Origin of the sequence: Rhodohalobacter sp., from assembly GCF_041686455.1 — a bacterium.
Taxonomy (GTDB): domain Bacteria; phylum Bacteroidota; class Rhodothermia; order Balneolales; family Balneolaceae; genus Rhodohalobacter.
Genome location: NZ_JAWLDW010000171.1, coordinates 1 through 4,315, shown reverse-complemented (window position 1 = coordinate 4,315; position 4,315 = coordinate 1). Strand labels below are relative to the sequence as shown.

Annotated in this window: 4 protein-coding genes; all 4 read right to left on the bottom strand. The window is 38.6% G+C overall.

Annotated features, from left to right (window positions below):
• Nucleotides 1-579: hypothetical protein (locus tag ACESM0_RS13010; protein WP_372906633.1), on the bottom strand; the 579-nt coding region annotated here is incomplete at its 3' end.
• A gap of 91 nt (nucleotides 580-670) precedes the next feature.
• Entirely contained in the window at nucleotides 671-1,987 is a 1,317-nt protein-coding gene (locus tag ACESM0_RS13005; protein WP_372906632.1) for a 6-bladed beta-propeller, read from the bottom strand.
• Between the two features lie 371 nt (nucleotides 1,988-2,358).
• Entirely contained in the window at nucleotides 2,359-3,513 is a 1,155-nt protein-coding gene (locus ACESM0_RS13000) for a hypothetical protein (RefSeq protein WP_372906631.1), read from the bottom strand.
• A gap of 571 nt (nucleotides 3,514-4,084) precedes the next feature.
• On the bottom strand, nucleotides 4,085-4,315 hold a 231-nt coding region (locus ACESM0_RS12995), incomplete at its 5' end, for a hypothetical protein (protein WP_372906630.1).

Here is a 4,315-nt window from a genome sequence, read left to right as displayed (position 1 = left end):
TGGATCCACGATCGTTACCGGTACCCACCCAAATTCTGCACGATCTGCAATGATGGATCGCAGCTGCTGATTATTCCAGGACTCCCGGGCATAATATTCTGTTTCAGAACGGGGAGCGATGGTAAGTAACGTTCTCTCCCTGAACGTTTCCGGAAGCCACGATTTACTGTGTCTGTACATATGATCCTCTCCCCGGCCGAAGAAATCAATCTGTTGAGACATACCTGTATAGCGTACAATCAGGGTGTCATTTACTCCTTTCCGAAGCGAAAAAAATTCCCGCAACTCGCCGGGACCTCTGCCTTCTTTTGCAACAGTAGCAATATGTTTGCCCTCTGCATTAAATTGCTCAATTGTCATTTTTCCCCAATCGGCTACCAGCATCGTCTTATCAGAGAAAACAACAAGGTCACCCAATGCACCCGGTACATATTCAGAACTCTCTCCAATTTCCCTCTCCATCTGAATATCTATTAAATTCAGATCTTCGTAGTCGATGAGAACTGGTACCCTTTCATCCCTGCTGCAACCAAACGATAACAATAAAAACAACCCAATCAGTATGATAAATTTACTCATGTAAGAAAAGCCGGGGTTTTAGTAGTTCTCAGTATTCATCTGGTCGTGTTGGTGGTAGTAGGGAAAGGTTTTTATACTACTTTGAAAAGTATCAGATTTCTTCCAACTCAAATCTATATTTTATAATGGATTGTAATCCCGTTGATTCCTGAGTTTCTCGAGCATATACGTAACCATTTTTTATTTTTTCTATCGTTCGGTTTTCCGGCCAACTGAATGTTGCGATTAGCTTTCCAGCATCATCTATAATCAACCATTCCTGTAATGATTCATTAGCGGTTATTGTAGATATCCAGAGATTGTTTTCATCATCTGTTATTATTCTGCTTAATGCCGGCCATTTTTCGGGAAGCTCTGCATGTAGCAGTAAATTTGTATTCTCTTCATCATCTTGTGCAAATAACTTTATAAGCTCATCCCGGTCTATCGACTTTTTTTCCATTGGGATATAAAAAGCCTTGATATAATCCCCATTCTCATTATGCATTTTAACTAATGGTTCTTCACTATTGGCTGTATAAATATATCCTTCATTAGAAATGGATATCATAGGCTGTTGAAGAAACGGAACAGGACTAAGGTTGAATAAATGTTTACCATCAACATCGGCTGTTATATTTTTCATATCTCTCAATTCATCTATCATTTCAGATCTGATTTTTCCCTCTCGATCTACAACGTAATACCTGACAAGTAACTCTTGATCTAAATTATAATGCTCCGTCCCATAGTTGGCATTTTTCATCTCACTCTTATAACTCACGATCAATAAATCATCTGAAATCAGGGAAACGGGACGAGAAGACCATCCCCTTAACTCTTCACGATCAGGCGTACGATTAGTATATACATTCCGGACTTCGATTAAGTCGAGGGAATCAAGAGAGAAAAAAGTAGTCCGAAATTGAAAATAATCGAATGCGAAGAGTTGATCGGACTGTATTTTAATATCATAAACACCCTCAAATTCACCCGGCCCACGGCCCTCACTACCTAATTTTTTCAGATATTTACCGGTAGAATCAAAAACGTGGATTACTTTTTCGTAGTTATCACCAACAAATATTTTACCGGTATCATCAACCTCAAGCCCCGCGAAAAAATCGGACCCTCCAAATGCAAATCCGCCACTGGTACTATGATACCAGGAACCTGTAGCATCACTGTCATCTATCACTAAATCACGGCTGAATTTGATGGATGATTCAGGTGAACTGCTTTTTTGTATAACAACTAAATTTTGTAGCCCTTCCAGATTCTCGGGTATCCTCTCTTTATTTTGAAACGTGCAGCTTGTAAACCCCAAAAATAACGCTGGTAATATGATGTATTTCATGTGCATGTACTTCACAATACGCCAGGGTGTTAAAACGCCTACTCTACTTCCACCTAACATTTTTGGTTTCAAAATTTATCTCCATTTGAATTAAACCCGCTTCACTATTCAGCAATGTACGGTTTAATCCTTGTTCTTATTCATCATCACGCTATCACAATAATAAAAATTACATTAAGATTATCTCCCATTATTTTGTGGTTTTCTGGAGTGGTAACAAAATTAAAATTAGCCGGTTTTGTGTGGGGCCTTCCTTGGTTTCGTTTCACGTCAAATGATGAGATTGGCAAAGTTGTAGTTATTCAAACTCATCACTATTCATTGAATTCTATTCGATAACGTGCCACCTCCTGCAACTCGGTCGCCTCATCTGTTTCGTGGGAATAGGGATGCAGGTATTACAGATTCTAAATCCTTAGATCAATTAGAGTAGAGAGTAACTATCAAATCAGCTGATATACCCGAATACTATGTGCAGTGTCTGGATTTTGATGTAAAACATAAATCCTCTTCTCTTTAAATTGTTGAATACTATCATATTCCGATATTTTTATTCTACCAATTCCCTCTCCAGATAAGCTAAGCAATACTAATTTTTTACCATCTATATCGGTATCAACATGCATCAGTATACTGTCATCCGAAATCCAAAAGTCTAAAAAAGGAGGCTTTTGATCCGCTATGTATTTTTTTAACTCTTCTCGTACGTCTCGGTTAACGGCTACACGATTATTATCAAGAAAGTAATCCACCCCCTCCTCTGTAACCGGACGTTCTTTTACATTCAAATAAACCTCCCTAACCAATCTGTGATTTTTATCAAAAAACTCCACCTTATCCTCTCCGGGACGACCAATTACATACTGCCCATTCCTCCTGATTCGTAACCGGTCTTGGAAGCGATAAGGGGGGTGTCCTAAAAATACCAATCCATCCATCTGCAAAGGTGATGAAAATCTTCCCGGATCACCGAATAGATAGTTTGGTGTTTTGAGGAGATGCAATGAATCTTCAACCAAACCGGTTGAAAGATCAAATATTACCGTTTCTTCATTCCTGTATTCGGGTAGATTTAGCCCGATTTCATTTTCCCATTTCTTTTTTAAAGCAAAGAATGTTTTATCTGAATGCCACTCCAAAATGTCTAAATGATATCCATCAAAATGCTGACTGATAAATGACTCTTTATATTGATATGAACCATCACTTTCTAATCCAAAAAGATCGATCCGTGGTGTATCACCATAATGAATAATGAAAGAATTATCAGGACCGGCAGCCAGATGGAAAGAGTTCGAGCCAATTTCCCCCGGTCCTGGGCCTTTCCTGGCAACCACACCTCTGTATCGGCCATTTTTGGAGAATCTCTCAACTGTAGTTTTCTGACGGTCAGAAACAATAAGGTCTCCACTTGAGGTCAAAATAAGTTGATTTAAAATTCCCGGGAAGTAGGTATCACTCTCCTCGATTTCCAAAACCAACTTATAATCCATCAAGTTGAGTTCACTATAATCAATCTGATCCTTTTTCTGGCCATACAAATTTTCAGATAAAAATCCGACGATAATGAATAAAATTAATACTTTAAAAAGCTTCATAAAATCTGATCATGTATATGTACGGTGCGTTTATCAGTCATTTTTTTGATTAGATAAAAGTTCATGCCTGTCAACAGTGAAAACCCTATTAAAGAAGTGTTTACAAAACCCAGGGCAATAGTTATCCCGTCCTGAGACGTAGGGACGGGATATCCAAACCTGTAATAAGAAAGTAAATGATGGTCTAAACTTAATACTTATCCATAATCAGATTTTATAAAGCTTACTTAAAGTTTGCCAGGCTCACCCTGGTCATCAATTTACACCACAATTACCAATCCCTAAACAAGCTTCGCAACAACTTTGTGCACTATGATAGCACCCTAACCACTGCGATTGTTCAGTTGAACAGCAACATGCAAATCCTACAGAGCACTCATGGTCGCAAGCTGACAACGAACCGGCCATAACATTCTTCATCTCACTTCGGCTTAATATGTTAGTTGCACTATATAATCTATTCATCTTTTTATCCTCGTTATGTTTAAACCCGTTTTGCCATTCGATGGGGTACGGGTAATAATTCACCCCAGTTTGATCTCTCAAACATTCGTTTATTTCTCTGAAATAGTTATCCTTCTTCAAACGCAATCCGATACTTCACCACCTGTTGCAATCCGGTTTCTTCTTCGATTTGGCGGGTATATACATATCCATTCTTTATAACCTCAATCGGTTCATCCCGCGGCCAATCAAATTTAGTAATCACTTCACCTGTGTTTTCAAGCACCCACCATTCATAGATATCAAAATCTTCCACTATTGTTGAAACCCAGATTCGGTTTTCATTGTCTACAACCAG